The following is a 16649-nucleotide window of genomic DNA, read 5'->3' as shown; positions in this document are numbered from 1 at the left end:
CGTCTGTCCGGAACCCGCGGCCCGCTCCCGCGTGCTCAGGCGGCCTTCGCCTTCGTGGCGTACATGTCGACGTACTCCTGGCCGGAGAGGCGCATGACCTCGGTCATCACCGAGTCCGTGACGGCCCGCAGGACGTAGCGGTCGCGGTCCATGCCCTCGTACCGGGAGAACTCCATCGCCTCGCCGAAGCGGACGGTGACCCGGCCCGGGCGCGGGATGCCGGCGCCGCCCGGCTGCAGCTTGTCGGTGCCGATCATCGCGAACGGGACGACCGGGGCGCCCGTCATCAGGGTGAGCCGGGCGATGCCGGTGCGGCCGCGGTAGAGACGGCCGTCGGGGGAGCGGGTGCCCTCGGGGTAGATGCCGAAGACCTTGCCCTCCTCCAGGACGCGGCGGCCGGTCATCAGCGCCGCGACGCCGCCGTTCGCGCCGTCCCGGTCCACCGGGATCATGCCGACGCCGGTGAAGAACCAGGCCATCAGGCGGCCCTTGAACCCCTTGCCGGTGACGTACTCGTCCTTGCCGATGAACAGCACCTGCCGGTCGCAGACCAGCGGGAGGATCATCGAGTCGATGAACGTGAGGTGGTTGCCGGCCAGGATCACGGGACCGTCGCCGGGAATGTGCTCCACGCCCTCCACCCGTGGGCGGAACATCAGGCGCATGATCGGTCCGAGCACTGCCTTGATGAGCACGAAGCGGGACAACGGGCCCTCCGGTGTCAAGGGATCGGTATGAAGTATGTGCAGGTGAGGACGATACTCGCGGGCGCCCGGTGATTGCACATCGGGTTCACCGAGCGGATACGCGATGTTGACGTGGGTTCACCTGCGGTGGCGTCCCGCGCGGCGGCTGTCGCACCGGGGAAACATGTGACGGACGTCGCGGAGGTACCGCCGCTCGGGTGACACGCGTGGAGCCGGTGACTCCGGTTCGTGCCGCCCGCCGCCGGTCCGTCCCCCGGCCCCGGGCCCGGCCGCCCCGCCCGAGCCTGCGGCCGGGACTGCCGCCGACCGGGTACCCGGGCCCGCGCACCTCAACCGGGCGAACCGCCAACTCGCCGTCCCCACAGGCCATCCAGCGTCACCCACGTGTTCCGTCCGAGGTCTCCCTCCCGTCACCCGCGGGCACCTACGATCGTCCCGCTTTGACAGGTGCAGGGCGGTACGGCGGGAGGAGCGCTCATGGGGACGCAGGAGACGGGCGAGCAGGGACGGGGTACGGCGCGACGGGCACTGCTCGGAGCGGCGGTGCTCGGCGCGGGCGGAGCGGCCCTCGGGCTGCCCGGCGCGGCGAGAGCCGACGGGCGGCACGGAGGCGGCTACCGGAGTCTGCCGAAGCCGACCGTCATCGGGCACCGCGGGGCCAGCGGCTACCGGCCGGAGCACACCTTCGGCTCGTACGAGCTGGCCCTCGACATGGGCGCGGACGTCGTGGAGGCGGGCGACCTGGTGCCCACCAGGGACGGCCACCTCGTGTGCCGGCACGAGCCGGAGATCGGCGGCACCACCGACGTCGCGGCGCACCCCGAGTTCGCCGACCGCAAGACCACCAAGACGCTCGACGGGGTCGCCACCACCGGCTGGTTCACCGAGGACTTCACGCTCGCGGAGCTGAAGACGCTGCGCGCGGTCGAGCGCATCCCCGGCACCCGGCAGCGCAACACCGTCTACAACGGCCGCTGGGAGATCCCCACCTTCGAGGAGGTGCTGCGCTGGCAGGACGAGCAGACCCGCAAGCGCGGCAAGCAGGTCTGGATCTACCCCGAGCTCAAGCACCCCACCTACTTCCGCAAGCTCGGCCTCGGCACCGAGGAGCGGCTCGCCCGGCTGCTGCGCAAGCACGGCAAGGACAAGAAGAACTCGCCGGTCATCATCCAGTCCTTCGAGCCCACCAGCATCCAGCGCATGGACAAGCTGGTCGGCAACCCGCTCGCCGTGCTCCTGTCGAGCGCCGCCAGCCGCCCCTTCGACTTCGTCGAGTCGGGCGACCCGCGCACCGTCGCCGACCTCGTCAAGCCCGCGGGCCTGGAGTGGATCGCGTCGTACGCCCAGGGCATCGGGCCCACGCTCGACCTGATCATCCCGAAGGACGCCAGCGGCAACCTCACTACGCCGACCACGCTCGTCGACGACGCGCACGCGGCGGGCCTGATCCTGCACCCCTACACGATGCGCAACGAGAACACCTTCCTGCCCGCGAACTTCCGCAAGGGCACCGACCCGAACGCCTACGGTGACGTGTTCGGCGCCTTCCGCGCCTACTTCGCGACCGGCATCGACGGCGTGTTCTCCGACAACCCGGACACCGCGCTGCTCGCCCGCGAGGACTTCGTCAACGGCTGAGCCGCCGACCCCTGATGGGGGGACACCCGGCCGCCCCGGCAACCTCTCGCCGGGGCGGCCGCGTCGTGCCGCACATGACACCGGACATGGTTGCCTCGCTGCGCCCGCTGCTCGCCGCCGAGGCCTCGGCCGAGGCCTCCGCGGCGGGCGCGGAACCCGGCGACCTGGAACAGGCGGTGTGGCTACGGCTCCTGGAGCGCCTCGGGACGGACGGACCGCCCCTGGATCCGCAGGGCTGGCTGCGCCGGGCCGTGCGCTCCGAGGCCCGCCGCAGCCGCCGCACGACCCGCCTCGAACGGCCGTACGCCGCCGAGCCGGCAGAGGACCTGCGGCCCGGTCCGGAGCAGCTGGCGCTCACCGCGGCCCGCCACCGCGCCCTGCACGAGGCGGTGCGGCGCCTGCCCGGCCGCTGCCCGCGCCTCCTGGCGGCGCTCCTCTCGCCCAAGGACCTGACCTACCGGGAGATCGCAGGCGAGTTGGGTATCTCACAGGGCAGCCTGGGCCCGGAACGTTCCAGATGCCTGGGATGTCTGCGTCGATTGCTCACACCGGAGGTTGCGGCTCACGAAGCACGGGGATAGGAGTGGGGGACGACCGGTAAACAGGTGAGCGGGAGGCATGCACACATGGGCATGAGCGTGACCATCTCGGGGGCGACCGAGCAGGACGCCGAACAGATCCTCAAGCTGCAGTACCTCTGCTACCAGAGCGAGGCGGAGCTGTACGGCGACTACAGCATCGAACCCCTCACCCAGCCGCTGGACTCCCTCAAGGCCGAACTGGCCGGGGGTACGGTCCTGGTGGCCCGGCTCGGCGACGAGGTGGTCGCCTCCGTGCGCGGCGCGGTCGACGCCGACGGCACGGCGCGCATCAGCAAGCTCATCGTGCACCCGCGCATGCGGCGCCACGGCCTGGGCGGACGCCTGCTCTCCGCCATCGAGGCGCGGCTGGGCGCGGACGGTGCCGCCACGTCCTACCAGCTGTTCACCGGTCACCGCAGCGAGCACAACCTGCGCCTGTACCGCAAGCACGGCTACGCGCCGGTCTCCCGGGAGCGGGTCGACGAGCGCCTGACCCTCGTCACCCTCGCCAAGGGCGCGGACACGAGCGCCTTCGTCACCAGCGCCTAGCACTCGTCCGGCGCCGGGCGCCGTCCGTGAAGAGCGGGCGGTGTCCGGGGCTCCGGGCTGCCGCGCGTCCAGGGTCGTCGTCTCCATCGGGCCGGCCGTGGCCGAGGGTTCGTCCGGGGCGGTCCGACCGGGGCGACGTACCTCAGGCGGCCGGGCGGGCCCTGCGGAGCCAGTACATCGCCGTCACCGGCAGCAGCACCGGGATGAAGAGGTAGCCCATCCCGTAGTCGGACCAGACCGTGGCGTCCGGGAACGCGGACGGCTCCACCAGCGTCCAGGTCCCGACGATCAGGACGCCCGCGAGTTCGGCGGCGCAGCACACCAGTGCCGCCCGGCGGGCCGTCTCCCCGCCGCGCACGAGCGAGTACGTGATGAAGCCGTACACCAGCCCGGCGACGGCCGACAGCGAGTAGGCCAGCGGGGCCTTGCCGAACTCCGTCGAGATCTGCACCGCGGACCGCGACACCGCTCCGACGACCATCACCCCGTACAGCCAGACCAGCAGCACGCCGGGCCCGCGGATCAGCCGGACCCGCTTCCCGCCGGGCGCCGCGTCCGGCCGGCGCACGCTCCTCTTCTCGTCGGCGGCCGCCATCTCAGCCTCCCCAGATGTCGTAGAGCCGTACTTCGAGGACCGCGAGGACCGCGCCGCCCGCCGCGACCGTGACCGAACCCCAGCGGGTGCGCTCCGCCAGCGACATGAACCCGGCGGCCGGGACGCACGCGACGGCGCCCAGCAGATACGCCACGAAGATCGTCGTGCCCTGCTCCGGCTTCTCACCGCGCGAGAGCTGGACGACGCCGACGACGAGCTGCGCCAGGGCCAGCAGCGACACCACGGCCATGCCGATGAAGTGCCAGTCCTTGGTCGGCTGGTCGCGGTAGGCGGCCCAGCCGCACCAGGCGGCGAGCACGAGCGCGGCGACGGCGGTCGCGACCGTCAGGGCATCAAGCATGCCGTGACCCTATTACGCACCAAAAGGCCCGCCGCGCCCGCCCCCGGAGAGGCCCGGGGCGGCGGGCGGCGCCGGCGGGAGCCCGCCGTGGTGTTGACCACAGCCGACGAGGGCCCGGGTCCGGCGCTCCCCGCACGGCACGCCCCTCGTTCCCCGTCCCCGCTGGTCACGAGCGGGGGAGTGGACGGCCGCCGAGCACGGGAACACCGTCCACGGCTGTCCGCTATTCGGACAGCGGTGCCGGTGCCTGTCTGTACGTCTGCTTTACTGATCCCATGACCACGACGAGCAGCCGCATCCTTGCGACCGAGGCGACCACGACGCCCGGTGCTCGTTGTATGTGTCGAATGTGCGCCTTCTGAGGGCCCCTGCACCACCCCTGAGCCTCGCGCCCCGAAGCGAGACAGCTGTGCCCTGTCCGTAGTCCCTGCGTGACGGAGCCGGCCCCCGCGCACACGGTCTCCCCGGTTCGATCGCCCATGCGAGAACCGTGCCGCGTTCCCGACCGAATGCACCCGTGCCGGGGCACACCCACGCCCTGCACTCGACAGTGACGGAAACCCAGTGATCACGACAACGGGCCTGACCAAGGTCTACCGCTCGCGCGGCCGTGAGGTGACCGCCCTCGACGGCGTCGATCTGCACGTACGCGAAGGCGAGGTGTACGGCGTCATCGGCCAGTCCGGCGCCGGCAAGTCCTCCCTCATCCGCTGCGTCAACCTCCTGGAGCGCCCCACGGCCGGCACGGTGAGCGTCGCCGGACAGGACCTCACCGCCCTGGCCGGACGCGGCCCGCGCGCCGGCCGGGAACTGCGCAGGGCGCGCAGCCGCATCGGCATGGTCTTCCAGCACTTCAACCTGCTGTCCTCGCGCACCGTCCAGGACAACGTCGAACTCCCCCTGGAGATCCTCGGCGTCTCCGGCCGGGACCGGGCGCGCAAGGCACTCGACCTGCTCGAACTGGTCGGCCTCTCCGACAAGGCGACGGCCTACCCGGCGCAGCTCTCCGGCGGACAGAAGCAGCGGGTCGGCATCGCCCGCGCCCTGGCCGGCGACCCGAAGGTGCTGCTCTCCGACGAGGCCACCAGCGCCCTGGACCCCGAGACCACGCGGTCCATCCTCCAGCTGCTGCGCGACCTGAACCGGCAGCTGGGCCTGACCGTCCTGCTCATCACCCACGAGATGGACGTCGTGAAGACCGTCTGCGACTCGGCCGCCCTCATGCAGGACGGCAGGATCGTCGAGTCCGGCACCGTCCCGGAACTGCTCGCCACCCCCGGCTCCGAACTGGCCTCCGCCCTCTTCCCGGTGAGCGGCGACGCCTCCGCGGACGACCGCACCGTCATCGACGTCACCTTCCACGGCGAGGCCGCCACCCAGCCGGTCATCTCCCAGCTCTCGCGCACCTACAACATCGACATCTCGATCCTGGGCGCCGCGATGGACACCGTCGCGGGCAAGCAGGTCGGCCGGATGCGCATCGAACTCCCCGGCCCCTACGAGGAGAACGTCGTGCCGATCGGCTTCCTGCGCGAGCGGGGACTGCAGATCGAGCTCGTCGGCCGGGCGGCCCAGCAGTCCGCGTTCGTCAAGGAAGGTGCCAAGTGACCTGGTCGGAGATGCAGCCCCTGCTGTCCCAGGCGTGTTGGGACACGCTCTACATGGTCGGCTGGTCCACGCTGATCGCCATCGTCGGCGGACTCCCGCTGGGCATCCTGCTGGTCCTGACCGACCGCGGCGGCCTGCTCCAGAACGTCGTCGCCAACAAGGTGATCGGCCAGGTCGTGAACATCGTCCGCTCGCTGCCCTTCATCATCCTGATGGTCGCGCTGATGAGCTTCACCCGCACCATCACGGGGACGACCATCGGCCGCGAGGCGGCGATCGTGCCGCTCGCCATCGGAGCGATCCCGTTCTACGCCCGGCTGGTGGAGATGTCCGTCCGCGAGGTGGACGGCGGGCTGGTCGAGGCCGTCCAGTCGATGGGCGGCAGCACCTGGAAGACCGTCCGCAGCGTCCTCGTGCCCGAGGCCCTGCCGTCGCTGATCTCCGGCGCCACCACGACCGTCATCGCGCTCATCGGCTACTCCGCCATGGCGGGCACGGTCGGCGCCGGCGGACTCGGCGACATCGCCATCCGGTACGGCTACCAGCGCTTCGAGACCGGCCTGATGTGGATCACCGTGGCGATCCTGGCCGTCGCCATCTCCTTCCTGCAGTTCGGCGGCGACTTCGCCGCCCGCTCGCTGCACCGGCGGGGCGGCCGGACCGGACCACTGCTGCTCTTCCGCCCCTTCAGCGGCATCCTCCCCGGCACGGTCATCACCGACGCCGTCAAGAAGAGCTGACCCCCAGACTCCCCGTCCCACCCAGACGGGGCCGCTCCACCCATAAGGAAAGGCACTTTTCGTGCGTAACACCGCCAAGATCACCACTGCCGTCCTCGCCGCCGGAGCCCTCACCCTCGGCCTGAGCGCCTGCGGTTCGGACAAGGACTCCGCCTCCGACACCAGCGGTCCGCTGGTCGTCGCCGCGAGCCCCGTCCCGCACGCCGAGATACTCGACTTCGTCCAGAAGAACCTGGCGAAGAAGGCGGGCCTCGACCTGGAGGTCAAGGAGTTCACCGACTACGTCACGCCGAACACGGCGACCGAGGACGGGTCCGTGGGCGCCAACTACTTCCAGAACCAGCCCTACCTGGACGACTTCAACAAGAAGAAGGGCACCCACATCGTGCCCGTCGTCACGGTGCACCTGGAGCCGCTCGGCCTGTACTCGAACAAGGTCGAGAAGGCCGACGAGCTCAAGAGCGGCGCGACGGTCGCCGTCCCGAACGACACCGTCAACGAGGCGCGCGCGCTCAAGCTCCTCGACGCCAACGGCATCATCACGCTCAAGGACGGCGTGGGCAACGAGGCGACCCCGGGCGACATCGTCAAGAACCCGAAGAAGCTTCGGTTCAAGGAGCTGGAGGCGGCCCAGACGCCCCGCTCCCTGGACGACGTCGACGCCGCGGTGATCAACGGCAACTACGCCATCGAGTCCGACCTCAAGCCCGCCGAGGACGCCCTCGTCCTGGAGTCCGCCAAGGACAACCCGTACGGCAACTTCCTCGCCGTGAAGAAGGGCAACGAGGACGACCCGCGCGTCAAGAAGCTCGCCGAGCTGCTCACCTCGCCCGAGGTGAAGAAGTTCATCGAGGACAAGTACGCGGGCTCCGTCCTGCCGTCCTTCTGAGCCGCGACGGGACGACCGCGGGGCGCGAAGCCCCACGCGCCGCCTGCCGACGGGCAGTTCGCCGGCGAACGGACGGGGTCCCGTCCGGCCGGCGAGCACCGTCGGACGCCCTCGTCACCGCACGGGGTCCACTCTTCACCGGGAGTGGACCCCGTGGTGCGTTCCGGTGCTTCCATGCTGCATGCTGGGCAGTTCAGCAGGCCCGACGATTCCCGACGGCCCGACGGTTCCCGAAGGTTACGGAGCGGCGCATGACGAGCACCTTCCCCGGCATCTCCATCAGCACGGAGCGGTTGGTGCTGCGCCCGCTCGAGGAGGAGGACGTCCCGGCCCTGGCGGAGATGATGAACGACGAGCTGGTCGCCGCCTGGACCTCCGTGCCCCAGCCCTTCACCGAGGACGGCGCCCGCCGCTGGATCTCCGAATACGCGCCCGACGAGCGCACGTCCGGCCGCGGACTCGACCTGGCCGTCACGGAGTTCCTCACCCAGCGCCTGGTCGGCGTCGTCCAACTCGGCAAGACCAACTGGCACATCAGGTCCACCGAGCTGTCGTACATCATCGCGCCCTGGGCCCGCGGTGAGGGATACGCCTCCGAAGCCGCGCTCGCCACCGCCCAATGGCTGTTCCGGGACCAGAAGTTCGAGCGGATCGAACTGCGCACCGCCGCCGACAACACCGCCTCCCAGCAGGTCGCCCAGAAGATCGGCTGCATCAGCGAGGGCGTCCTGCGCAACGCCTGCATAGCGCGCACCCGCACCGAGGACGGCACCTGGGCCGACCTGCGCACCGACTTCATCGTGTGGAGCCTGCTGCCCGAGGACCTCGACGGTGTCGCCGAGGAGCTCGCCGAGACCACCGGATACTCGTCGTACTCCGACTGGAACTGACACCGCGGACCGCTCCCGCCCCCGGGGCCCGTCGCGGCACCGTGCGGCCGCACCAGGTACCCTCACGGAGCCCGTGCGTGGGCTGTCCCCTGACACGCTGCGAAAAACCACCTGGAGACTGACGACGATGGCCGACCGGGTCACGGTGATCGGCTGGGACGGTTCGCCGCTGACCGCCGCGGCGCGTTCCGCTCTCGGCGCCGCCACACTGGTGGCGGGCGCCGGCCACCACCTCGAACTTCCCGAGCTCCCCGCGACCGCCGAGCGCATCCGCCTCGGCAGCGTCGCCCTCGCCGCCCGCCGCATCGCCAACCACCGCGGCACCGCCGTCGTCCTCGCCGACGGGGACCCCGGCTTCTTCGGAGTCGTCCGCACCCTGCGCGCCCCCGAGTTCGGACTCGAGGTCGAAGTCGTCCCCGCCGTGTCCTCCGTGGCCGCCGCCTTCGCCCGCGCCGGGATGCCCTGGGACGACGCCCACGTGGTCGTCGCCCACCCCCGCTCGCTGCGCCGCGCCGTGAACGTGTGCCGCGCCCACACCAAGGTCGCCGTCCTCACCTCGCCGGGCGCCGGCCCCGCGGAACTCGGCCTGCTCCTCGAAGGCGTCCACCGCACCTTCGTGATCTGCGAGGAACTGGGCACCGACCGCGAGCAGGTCAGCGTCGTGACCTCCGACAAGGCCGCCGACCACACCTGGCGCGACCCCAACGTCGTCATCGTCATCGGCGGATTCGTCGCCGCCGCCGAGGGCGGCGGCTGGATCGCCGGCCGCGAACCGGGAGCGGGCCCGCGCGGCTGGGCGCTGCCCGCCACGGCGTACGGCGGCGAACTGGGCGAAGGCGAAACGGATCTGCTGCGCGCGGCCCAGCTCGCCCGCCTCGGCCCGCGCATCGGCGACCTGGTGTGGGACATCGGCTCCGGCAGCGGCGCCTTCGCCACCGAGGCCGCCCGCACCGGCGCCGCGGTCATCGCGGTGGACCGGGACCCGGCCGCCTGCGCCCGCACCGAGGAGTCGGCCCGCCGCTTCGGCGTCCAGATGCACGTCGTGCCCGGCACCGCCCCGCACGTCCTGGAGAACCTCCCCGAACCCGACGTCGTGCGCGTCGGCGGCGGGGGAGCGGCGGTGGTCTCGGCCGTCGCCGACCGCCGCCCGCAGCGCATCGTGACCCACGCGGCGACCCGTGACGCGGCCGAACTCGTCGGCCGGGACCTGACCGAGCACGGTTACCAGGTCGAGTGCGCCCTCATCCAGGCCGTCGAACTCGACACACGGGCCTGGACGGAGAAGGAACGGAGCGTCGCGTTCCTGCTCACAGGGCGTCTGCCCGATCGCGCCCCGTGATCCGCTTGTCGTACCGCGCGCGGTAGGCTGGCCGATCGTCGTACCGCATTCGTGCCCGGCGCTTCGTCGGCCAATGTCCGGAAAACGCGCCCCTTTTGGGCTGGGTGTGGTAGGGCGCAACCGGAGGACGCGCAACGTGGCGCAGTCCACAGTGGACCGTCGCGGATCAAGCTGTCGCGACGGCGGGACGACCTGGACAATGCCAGTTAATGGCTTTGTCTCCTTTACGGGCGGGTCGTTCGTGCCGCTGGGCACGCACGCTCGTTCTTCATTGCGGGGGGCGGTCGGTGCGCCGTTCCGGGCGAGCTGGTCGTAGGAGCACTAACCGATGGGCGAGGGGTACGCATGACCGACACCGGCCAGGTCCCGGGCGAGGGACTGCCGGAGAACGCAGGCATGGTGGAGCAGCCGGGCGCCTCCGCGCACGGTGCGTACACCTTCCTCGACCCCTCCGACACTCCCGCCGAGGACGACGACCTGCTGCTCATGCCGGGCGCGCAGGGCGCGTGGGGCAACGAGGTGGCACCGCCCCCTCCGCTGCCCCTCGCCCCCGAGCCGGGCCCGGTGCCCGGCCAGGAGCCGGGGCCGCAGCTCGTCCACGAGCCCGGACCGCACGAGACGGACGGCCGGGACAGCGGCTCGGTCGACCTCGGTGCCGTCCGCATGCCTCCCGCCCCGGCCCCGGCGCCGCAGCCGACGCCGCCCCGCCGGCCGCTGCACCTCGGCCCGCCGATTCCGGACGGCTCGTCCAGCCCGGTGCGCTCGCTCGCCGACCGCGGCCCCGCGGGTGCCCCCGCGGGACCCGCGCCCGTACGCCAGGCCGGCCCGCCGACCATCGGCCCCGAGTACCTCGACGTCCCGCAGGCCGGCGAGGTACCCCAGCAGGGCGCGCCCTGGGGTGCGGCGCCGCAGTCGCAGGACGAGCCGCCGGTGCCGCAGGCGGGCTCCGGGGGGACGCCTGCAGAAACGGTCGCCCCCGAGGTGGCGCCGACCGCCGACGCCGACCCCGCCGAGGCGCCGGCGCCTGCCGTGGACGCCCCCGGCGAGCCGGTGCCCGCGTTCGAGCAGCCCGCCGAGGCCGCGCCGCTCCCGGAGGCGCCGGACGCCCCCGAGGCCGCGCCCGGAGAGTTCCAGGCGCCGGCGCCGGAAGCCACCGAGGTCCCGGCTCCGGAGACCTCCGACGCCGTACCGGCGCCCGAGGCCGGACCTCTGACCGACGCCGCGCCGGCGACGGAGGGCTACCTGCACCAGCAGGCCCTCGACACCGCCCTCGGCCGGCAGGCCGTGCACGGTTCCCCGGAGCCGTACGCCCCGGCGGACCCGGCCGCGCCGCAGGATCCGGCCGCCCCCGTCGTCCCGCAGGCCCCCGACGGCTCGGCGGACGCCCACACCGGGCAGACCGCCTTCGACGCCGTCCGGCCGGAGGAGCACCTTCCGCAGCCGCAGGCGCACCCCGAGGCCGTCGAGCCGTCCGTTCCCGGCGACGACCTCCAGCCGACCGCGCCCGCCGCCGAACCGGCACCTACCGAGCCCGCGCCCGTCCAGGACGCCGCCGACCACCTCCACGCGGCCCCGGACCCGCAGGCCCCGCAGCTCGCCGACGACCCGCAGCCCGCACTCGCCACCCCGCCGCAGCTCGCCGACCCGGCGGCCAACGAGGCCGACGCCGGGACCGGGCTGCCGGAGACCGCCGGGAGCTTCGCGCCCGCCGTGGAAGCGCAGCAGCCGTCCGCCGAGGCGCCGCAGTCGCCGAGCGAGCCGGAGACGGCCCCCGTGCCCGAGGCGCCGCTCCCGGACGCCACGCCCGGCTTCGTCGTCCCCGACCCCGGGACGGCGCACGTCCAGCAGTTCTCCGACGCCCCGGCCGAACCGCCGCGGGGCGTCCCGGTGGGAGTCGGCGCACACGCGACGGCACCGCAGGCGGTGCTCGGCCAGGCGCCGGTGGCCCACCCGCAGGGCGAGGTCCTGCCCGAGGAGGCTGCCGGGCTCCCCGAGCCCGCGCCCGTCGAGGCGCCCAGCGAACAGCGCGCAGGGCGGCACGCCCACCGGTCCGTCGGCGGGTTCGTCCCCGTCGACGGCTCGGTGCCGACCACCCCGCACCTGGCCCCGACGCCCCCGCACGCCATGGCGGTGCCGCCGCTGCCCCCCGAGCAGGAGCTGGAGCAGCCGCAGCAGACCACTTACGCCGCGGAGCCCGAGGCGCCCGCACCCCTCCAGGCACCGGCCGCGGAATCCGGCCCCGTCCACCCGCCGGTGGACGAACCGGCCCCGGTGGCCGAACCGGCCCAGGAACCGGCGGCCGGACCCGGCCTCGTCACCGTCCCCCCGGCGGACGGCGAACCCGTCGCCGCCGTGCCCGCCCCGCGCGAGGCCGAGGCACCCCCCGCTCCGGAGCCGCCCGCCGCGGACCCGGAACCCGTAGTCGCACAGCAGGCGGACGACCTGGACACCCAGGGCGCCGACCAGGAAGAGAGCACGGCCGCAGTGGAAGACGTACGAGAGTCCACCGGCCCCGCGGCGCCCGGTTACGACGACGCCGAGCGCGAGGCCGTGCTGCGCGTGATGCGGGAGCGCCGCGACATCCGCAACGGCTTCCGCAGCGACCCGATCCCGCACGACGTGCTGCTGCGCGTGCTGGAGGCGGCCCACACCGCGCCGAGCGTCGGCCACTCCCAGCCGTGGGACTTCGTGGTGATCCGCTCCGCCGAGACCCGCCGTTCGATGCACGAACTGGCGGCCCGCCAGCGCGAGGCGTACGCCAGGTCCCTGCCCAAGGGCCGCGCCAAGCAGTTCAAGGAACTGAAGATCGAGGCCATCCTCGACACCCCGGTGAACATCGTCGTCACCGCCGACCCGACCCGCGGCGGACGGCACACCCTGGGCCGCCACACGCAGCCGCAGATGGCTCCCTACTCCTCCGCGCTCGCGGTCGAGAACCTCTGGCTCGCCGCGCGCGCCGAGGGCCTCGGCGTCGGCTGGGTCAGCTTCTTCGACGAGCGCGAGATGGTGCGCGCCCTCGGCCTGCCCGAGCACCTGGAGGTCGTCGCCTACCTGTGCGTCGGCTACGTCGACGAGTTCCCGGACGAGCCCGAGCTGATGCAGGCCGGCTGGTCCAAGCGCCGCCCGCTGTCGTGGGTGGTCCACGAGGAGACGTACGGCCGCCGCGCGCTGCCCGGCGAGGAGCCGCACGACCTGCTCGCCGAGACCGTCACCAACATCCGCCCGCTCGACGCCAAGGCGCTCGGCGAGGCCTGGGAGCGCCAGAAGCGGATGACGAAGCCGGCCGGCGCCCTCGGCATGCTGGAGATCATCTCCGCGCAGCTGTCCGGGCTGTCCCGCCAGTGCCCGCCGCCGATCCCGGAGCCCGCGGCCGTCGCGATCTTCGCCGGCGACCACGGTGTGCACGCCCAGGGCGTCACCCCGTGGCCGCAGGAGGTCACCGCCCAGATGGTGGCCAACTTCCTCGGCGGCGGCGCGGTCTGCAACGCCTTCGCCAACCAGGTGGGCGCCGAGGTCTGCGTCATCGACGTCGGCGTCGCCTCCGACCTGCCCGCGACCCCGGGCCTGCTGCCGCGCAAGATCCGCGCGGGCACGTCCGACATGACGACCGGCCCCGCGATGACCCGCGAGGAGGCCAGGGCTGCCATCGAGGTCGGCATCGAGACGGCCCGCGACCTGGTGGCGGCCGGCAACAAGGCCCTGCTGACCGGCGAGATGGGCATCGCCAACACCACCGCGTCGGCGGCCCTGATCTCCGTCTTCACGGGCACCGACCCGGGTGAGGTGACCGGGCGCGGCACGGGCATCAACGACGAGACCCTGGCCCGCAAGACCGAGGTCGTGCGCCGCGCCCTGGAGGTGCACCAGCCGGACCCGGCCGACCCCATCGGTGTCCTCGCCGCGATCGGCGGCTTCGAGCACGCCGCCATGGTCGGCCTGCTGCTGGGCGGCGCGTCCCTGCGCACCCCGGTGATCCTGGACGGCGTCAGCGCCGGGGCGGCGGCCCTGGTGGCCCGCGCGATCGCCCCCGAGGTCCTCGCGGCCTGCATCGCCGGGCACCGCAGCGCGGAGCCCGGCCATGTGGCAGCTCTGAACAAGCTGGGCCTGCGCCCGCTGGTCGACCTCGACCTCCGGCTCGGCGAGGGCACGGGCGCCCTCCTGGCGCTGCCGGTGGTGCAGAGCGCGGCCCGGGCGATGCACGAGGTGGCGACCTTCGACTCCGCGGGCGTGACCGAGAAGTAGCCGCGAGCACCGCGTCCTGCCCCCGTCGCCCGGCGGCGGTACGGCAGGACGCGGCCCGCCCAGACCGCTCGCCCGGACCGCCCGCACGGCGTCCCGAGGACGGTGTCCCGGTTTCGGGCGGGGCGGGGCGCGGGGAGGTAACCCGCACCCGCCCGAGCCACCGCTCCCACCCGCAGCTTAAAATCCGCACGTCAGGCCCGCTCCGAAGGCGCAGGGGGCCCGTCTCGCACCGCCCCGCACGAGGAGCCGCACCTCCATGGCCGAACACCCCGCCTACCCCGTGGGCCTCCGTCTCGCCGGCCGCCGCGTCGTCGTCCTCGGCGGCGGCCAGGTCGCCCAGCGCCGCCTTCCCGCGCTCATCGCGGCCGGCGCGGACGTCCACCTGGTGTCCCCGCAGGCCACCCCGTCCGTCGAGGCGATGGCGGACGCGGGCGAGATCACCTGGACGCGGCGGCCCTACGAGGACGGCGACCTCGCCGACGCCTGGTACGCCCTGATCGCGACGAGCGACCCGGCGGCGAACGTACGGGCGTCCGCCGAGGCGGAGCGGCACCGTGTCTGGTGCGTCCGCTCCGACGACGCCGACGCGGCCACCGCCTGGACCCCGGCCACCGGGCACAGCGAGGGCGTCACGGTCGCCGTGCTGACGACGAACGCCCGGGGCCGCGACCCCCGCCACACCGCCGCCATCCGCGACGCGGTGGTGGAGGGGCTGCGCGACGGCACCCTGGTGGCCCCGCACCACCGCACCCGCGTTCCGGGCGTCGCCCTCGTCGGCGGCGGCCCCGGCGACCCCGACCTGATCACGGTGCGCGGACGGCGGCTGCTCGCCGAGGCCGACGTGGTCATCGCCGACCGTCTCGGCCCGCGCGACCTGCTCGCCGAACTCCCGCCGCACGTCGAGGTGATCGACGCCGCGAAGATTCCGTACGGCCGCTTCATGGCGCAGGAGGCCATCAACAACGCGCTGGTCGAGCACGCCCGGCTGGGCAAGGCGGTGGTCCGCCTGAAGGGCGGCGACCCCTTCGTCTTCGGCCGGGGCATGGAGGAGGCCCAGGCGCTCGCCGAGGCGGGCATCCCGTGCACGGTCGTCCCGGGCATCTCCAGCTCGATCTCGGTCCCGGGCGCCGCCGGCATCCCCGTCACGCACCGCGGGGTCGCGCACGAGTTCACCGTCGTCAGCGGCCACGTCGCCCCCGACGACGAGCGCTCCCTCGTCGACTGGGCGGCCGTCGCCCGGCTGCGCGGCACGCTCGTCGTCCTGATGGGCGTCGACAAGATCGGCGCGATCGCCCGCACGCTCATGGACAACGGCAGGTCCGGGGACACCCCGGTCGCCCTCGTCCAGGAGGGCACGACCGCCGCCCAGCGCCGCGTCGACGCCACCCTCGCGACGGTCGCGGACACCGTGCGCGCCGAAGAGGTCAAGCCCCCGGCGGTCATCGTCATCGGCGAAGTGGTGAACGTGGGCGCGGGCCTCCTCAAGGAGCTGTTCGACGAGGCGGCCTCCGCGAACCCGGCCTCCGGGCTCGCCGAGTAGCCGTGCGGGACCCGGCCCGCGACCCCTCCGGGGGCTCCGGCGTCGGGACCCACGGAGGGCCCGCCGTCCGGGCACTCCGAGTAACCCCGGGTAACCCACCCGTTCCGAGCCGTTGGCACCGCACCCAGGACAAGGCAGTATCACCCTGTGGCCGATCTCATCACCGTTGAGGACCCCGACGACCCGCGTCTGCGCGACTACACGGGCCTGACCGACGTGGAGCTGCGCCGCAAGCGCGAACCGGCCGAGGGCCTGTTCATCGCCGAGGGCGAGAAGGTCATCCGGCGCGCAAAGGACGCCGGCTACGAGATGCGCTCGATGCTGCTCTCCGCCAAGTGGGTCGACGTCATGCGCGACGTCATCGACGAGCTGCCGGCCCCGGTGTACGCGGTCAGCCCCGAGCTCGCCGAACAGGTCACCGGCTACCACGTGCACCGCGGGGCGCTCGCCTCCATGCAGCGCAAGCCGCTGCCGACGGCGGACGAACTCCTCCGCTCGGCCCGCCGCGTGGTCGTCATGGAGTCGGTCAACGACCACACCAACATCGGCGCGATCTTCCGCTCGGCGGCGGCCCTCGGCATGGACGCGGTGCTGCTCTCCCCGGACTGCGCCGACCCGCTCTACCGGCGCTCGGTGAAGGTCTCCATGGGCGCCGTCTTCTCGGTGCCGTACGCCCGGCTCGACTCCTGGCCCAAGAGCCTGGAGACGGTCCGCGAGGCCGGGTTCACCCTCCTCGCGCTCACCCCCGACGAGAAGGCCGCGACCCTGGACGAGGCCGCGCCCCACCGGATGGAACGCGTGGCCCTGATGCTCGGCGCGGAGGGCGACGGCCTGTCCACCCGGGCGCTGGTCGCCGCCGACGAGTGGGTCCGCATCCCGATGGCCCACGGTGTCGACTCGCTGAACGTCGGCGCGGCCGCGGCGGTCGCCTTCTACGCCGTGGCCACGGGCCGCCCGACGGCCTGACCAC

14 protein-coding genes are annotated in these 16649 nt (G+C 73.3%); 11 read left to right on the top strand and 3 right to left on the bottom strand.

Annotation, left to right across the window (positions count from 1 at the left end; translation table 11 throughout):
- Nucleotides 1-35 precede the first annotated feature (35 nt).
- Complete coding sequence (locus tag ACWGIS_RS25095) at nt 36-665, bottom strand: lysophospholipid acyltransferase family protein (protein WP_453364710.1); 630 nt, start codon at nt 663-665, stop codon at nt 36-38.
- 519 nt (nt 666-1184) lie between these two features.
- Here ACWGIS_RS25095 and ACWGIS_RS25090 point away from each other — a divergent pair.
- The 3 genes from ACWGIS_RS25090 to ACWGIS_RS25080 all read left to right on the top strand — a co-directional run bounded on the left by ACWGIS_RS25090 (nt 1185) and on the right by ACWGIS_RS25080 (nt 3475).
- A complete protein-coding gene (locus ACWGIS_RS25090; RefSeq protein ID WP_453364707.1) occupies nt 1185-2345 on the top strand; it encodes a glycerophosphodiester phosphodiesterase in 1161 nt (386 codons plus the stop codon).
- A gap of 74 nt (nt 2346-2419) precedes the next feature.
- Nucleotides 2420-2926, top strand: a complete 507-nt coding sequence (locus tag ACWGIS_RS25085) for an RNA polymerase sigma factor (RefSeq protein ID WP_453364706.1) — start codon at nt 2420-2422, stop codon at nt 2924-2926.
- 45 nt (nt 2927-2971) lie between these two features.
- Nucleotides 2972-3475, top strand: coding sequence for a GNAT family N-acetyltransferase (locus ACWGIS_RS25080; protein ID WP_453364705.1), 504 nt, complete (start codon nt 2972-2974; stop codon nt 3473-3475).
- A 142-nt stretch (nt 3476-3617) separates the two neighbouring features.
- Here ACWGIS_RS25080 and ACWGIS_RS25075 read toward each other — a convergent pair whose 3' ends face one another.
- Nucleotides 3618-4070, bottom strand: a complete 453-nt coding sequence (locus tag ACWGIS_RS25075) for a hypothetical protein (RefSeq protein WP_453364704.1) — start codon at nt 4068-4070, stop codon at nt 3618-3620.
- Between the two features lies 1 nt (nt 4071).
- Nucleotides 4072-4431: a hypothetical protein gene (locus ACWGIS_RS25070; protein WP_453364703.1), complete on the bottom strand. Its 360-nt coding sequence runs from the start codon at nt 4429-4431 to the stop codon at nt 4072-4074.
- A gap of 564 nt (nt 4432-4995) precedes the next feature.
- Here ACWGIS_RS25070 and ACWGIS_RS25065 point away from each other — a divergent pair.
- The 8 genes from ACWGIS_RS25065 to ACWGIS_RS25030 all read left to right on the top strand — a co-directional run bounded on the left by ACWGIS_RS25065 (nt 4996) and on the right by ACWGIS_RS25030 (nt 16645).
- Nucleotides 4996-6039, top strand: a complete 1044-nt coding sequence (locus ACWGIS_RS25065; protein ID WP_453364702.1) for a methionine ABC transporter ATP-binding protein — start codon at nt 4996-4998, stop codon at nt 6037-6039.
- Nucleotides 6036-6779, top strand: coding sequence for a methionine ABC transporter permease (locus tag ACWGIS_RS25060; RefSeq protein WP_453364701.1), 744 nt, complete (start codon nt 6036-6038; stop codon nt 6777-6779). The genes ACWGIS_RS25065 and ACWGIS_RS25060 overlap by 4 nt, the downstream gene beginning before the upstream one ends.
- A 61-nt stretch (nt 6780-6840) precedes the next feature.
- The gene (locus ACWGIS_RS25055) at nt 6841-7668 is read left to right on the top strand and encodes a MetQ/NlpA family ABC transporter substrate-binding protein (protein WP_453364700.1); all 828 of its coding nucleotides are present in this window, start codon (nt 6841-6843) and stop codon (nt 7666-7668) included.
- A gap of 251 nt (nt 7669-7919) precedes the next feature.
- On the top strand, nt 7920-8558 hold the full coding sequence (locus tag ACWGIS_RS25050) for a GNAT family N-acetyltransferase (RefSeq protein WP_453364699.1): 639 nt from the start codon (nt 7920-7922) through the stop codon (nt 8556-8558).
- A gap of 127 nt (nt 8559-8685) precedes the next feature.
- A complete protein-coding gene (gene cbiE / locus ACWGIS_RS25045; protein ID WP_453364698.1) occupies nt 8686-9897 on the top strand; it encodes a precorrin-6y C5,15-methyltransferase (decarboxylating) subunit CbiE in 1212 nt (403 codons plus the stop codon).
- Between the two features lie 345 nt (nt 9898-10242).
- Nucleotides 10243-14139 (top strand): nicotinate-nucleotide--dimethylbenzimidazole phosphoribosyltransferase, encoded by a 3897-nt coding sequence (gene cobT / locus ACWGIS_RS25040; protein WP_453364697.1) that lies wholly within the window; start codon nt 10243-10245, stop codon nt 14137-14139.
- A gap of 256 nt (nt 14140-14395) precedes the next feature.
- The gene (gene cobA, locus ACWGIS_RS25035; RefSeq protein WP_453364696.1) at nt 14396-15679 is read left to right on the top strand and encodes a uroporphyrinogen-III C-methyltransferase; all 1284 of its coding nucleotides are present in this window, start codon (nt 14396-14398) and stop codon (nt 15677-15679) included.
- A 147-nt stretch (nt 15680-15826) separates the two neighbouring features.
- Nucleotides 15827-16645 carry a TrmH family RNA methyltransferase gene (locus tag ACWGIS_RS25030; RefSeq protein ID WP_453364695.1) on the top strand — a complete coding sequence of 273 codons (819 nt, stop codon included), beginning with the start codon at nt 15827-15829 and terminating at the stop codon, nt 16643-16645.
- The last annotated feature ends 4 nt before the right edge of the window (nt 16646-16649 follow it).

This window comes from Streptomyces sp. NPDC054842 (assembly GCF_053611025.1).
The sequence above is the reverse complement of the archived record's forward strand: the minus strand, read 5'-3'. Positions and strand labels throughout refer to the sequence as shown.

Bases quoted from the DNA above. Each gene is read 5' to 3' on its own strand.
- cbiE (WP_453364698.1), top strand. From the start codon at position 8,686: ATGGCCGACCGGGTCACGGTGATCGGCTGGGACGGTTCGCCGCTGACC.
- cobT (WP_453364697.1), top strand. From the start codon at position 10,243: ATGACCGACACCGGCCAGGTCCCGGGCGAGGGACTGCCGGAGAACGCA.
- ACWGIS_RS25095 (WP_453364710.1), bottom strand. From the start codon at position 665: ATGCGCCTGATGTTCCGCCCACGGGTGGAGGGCGTGGAGCACATTCCC.
- ACWGIS_RS25075 (WP_453364704.1), bottom strand. From the start codon at position 4,070: ATGGCGGCCGCCGACGAGAAGAGGAGCGTGCGCCGGCCGGACGCGGCG.
- cobA (WP_453364696.1), top strand. From the start codon at position 14,396: ATGGCCGAACACCCCGCCTACCCCGTGGGCCTCCGTCTCGCCGGCCGC.
- ACWGIS_RS25070 (WP_453364703.1), bottom strand. From the start codon at position 4,431: ATGCTTGATGCCCTGACGGTCGCGACCGCCGTCGCCGCGCTCGTGCTC.
- ACWGIS_RS25085 (WP_453364706.1), top strand. From the start codon at position 2,420: ATGACACCGGACATGGTTGCCTCGCTGCGCCCGCTGCTCGCCGCCGAG.
- ACWGIS_RS25090 (WP_453364707.1), top strand. From the start codon at position 1,185: ATGGGGACGCAGGAGACGGGCGAGCAGGGACGGGGTACGGCGCGACGG.
- ACWGIS_RS25050 (WP_453364699.1), top strand. From the start codon at position 7,920: ATGACGAGCACCTTCCCCGGCATCTCCATCAGCACGGAGCGGTTGGTG.
- ACWGIS_RS25080 (WP_453364705.1), top strand. From the start codon at position 2,972: ATGGGCATGAGCGTGACCATCTCGGGGGCGACCGAGCAGGACGCCGAA.